Source organism: Vibrio sp. V19_P1S1T109, assembly GCF_002241375.1.
GTDB lineage: Bacteria > Pseudomonadota > Gammaproteobacteria > Enterobacterales > Vibrionaceae > Vibrio > Vibrio anguillarum.
Genome location: NZ_NDIM01000161.1, coordinates 1 through 2186 on the forward strand (window position 1 = coordinate 1; position 2186 = coordinate 2186).

At 44.7% G+C, this 2186-nt stretch carries 1 protein-coding gene; it reads right to left on the bottom strand.

What is annotated here, in order from left to right:
* A partial coding sequence (locus B9J87_RS07575) for a leukocidin family pore-forming toxin (protein ID WP_094150036.1) occupies positions 1–2142 on the bottom strand: 2142 nt, incomplete at its 3' end.
* Between the last annotated feature and the right edge of the window lie 44 nt (positions 2143–2186).

The window sequence follows — 2186 nt, forward strand, 5'->3', positions numbered from 1 at the left end:
CAACTCAAACACTTCATCGTGGGTACTGATTGCGTAGTCTTTTGACCCCACTACTTTGGTTGAACCATCATCAAGCTTAAAAGTCATACGGAGTAAATGGTTGCCACCGTACTTGAACTCACCGGAAGTAACGGTTATTTGCGTAACGCGTTTCAGATCAATTTCAGTCAAACTACCACTTTCACCGCCTTGCATCGCATTGGCTTGCGTACCAATTGCATCAATCGCAGCACCATGGCGAATATACAGTGTCCCCGATTGACCAACATCTTGTAAGGCCAATGAACCCGATGTAAACCCAAATACGGCCGATTCACTATCTGAATGAAATACGTTGGTGTAAGCGGTAATGGTGCGCACACTTACCTGATCATTGCCATCAGCATACAAACCTAACTCACCGCTGGTTTTATCATGACCAAGTAACTCATGAGAGAAAACATTACTCAGCTTATCGCTGTTTTCTATCCATTCCCAACGCTGACTTAAACTCGAACTACAGGTTTGTAATTGACCCAGTGATTGTCCATCCAAACATTGATGGATGTCGTTTGCACTCACATAGCGACCTAACTGATCATAAATAAAAGATTGTGAGTTTTTGGTTTCATCACAGCTTGAGGCAGAGAGCGCGCCATTATCAGCCACATCAACGCAACGATTATTAAAGCTGCCCAATTGCAAATTCACTGGACGACCGCCAGTGAATACTGGGTGCTCCCAATCGACAGTAAAGCTAGCACTTTTGCTCACTCTGCGGCGCGTCGTATTTTCAAAACCATGGTAGGACTGATGCGCACCTACAACATAATAATGCTTATAAGCACCGTTATAAATGGGACGAATATTGACCGAAGAATCAATGGTAAATTCCGTTGTCCCCGTCGCATTAGGAGCGGCTTTATAGATCACATCCATTTTGGGTACGAAGCTCGCGTAACCAATCGGGTTAATGCGGTTGGTATCCACAGGATAAGTATTGACCCACAGCGCATCCGTAGAGCGATTCATCATCGATTCGGCAGTCGCGTATTGGCTACGATTCCATTTAAAGCTGACGTTTTGCGCGTTATTGGTGCTACGTTCAACACGATAATCGTGCGTTTTAAAGGTTAACCAACGGCTTTGGTTGTAGCTGGCATTGGCTTCTAGCTTGCCTTTCGGTCCATCAGCACTAACCTCGACACCACCACTCACTCCTAGCTGGAAGCCGGATACCTCTTTGACTTCATATTCGGCATTGAGATTTTCTCTCGGGAACGTTTTTAAGATCTGCGCTTTGTTGTTCGAAGAGTTAAATACAAATTGGTAGTCTTGGGCGATGGCATCGGTCGACCAGTCTCGGAAATAAGCATCTAATGTCGTGTAATCAGCACCCGATTGACGATAATCAAGACGGTCATTGAGATGGATCCCCGCACCCGTTGTATCATCATCTAAGCTGATACGAACAATTTTCGCGTCCGGTGTCGCAGAGCCAATGGTGCCATATTGTAATGAACGCTCTAAATTAACTCTATAGATCAAAGAGATATTCGGGTTATCGCAAAACACTCGCGTGCCTCGATCCCAAAGATGTGAGTTATTAAACGTACATTCATTATCAGTAATAGGCCGATTGACATTCAAATAAAACGCGACGTGTGGCAAAGAGTTCGTTTCCGAACCACTATTTGACACCATACTGGCCGTACTACGGCGCTGACGAGAATGGGCAATTGGGGTGGCTTCCAGTAGACGAATGTTGGCATCATTCTCGTCATCTAACGGTGTGAACAATAATTCTCCTTTGTGTTCACTGATGATCAAAAAGTCACTGGCAAACGCTAAGCCCAGTTTTTTCCTGAGCAGTGCTTTCGCCTCCGTCTTTTGCGACTCACCTTCAATCGTACTGAAATCGACAAAATAGCGCATATGTTGGTTCAGTACATCGTCACGCATCTGCATTAGTGTCGGGGGCTCAACCTCTCCTTGTAACCAATAGCTCGCATTGAAGTAATTGATTTGGCTGTCATCCTGAAGCTCACTGAACATTTCAATGGCCAAACCTTGCGGCTGATTCACGTCAGCTTGAGCGGTGTTCCATACCAAGCCTGACATAATGGCAATAGCGCTAAGTGCTTTTCTTCTGTTTATTGACATATAAACCTCGTAAGCATTTTTATTGTTATCACGGTATTTAAAAG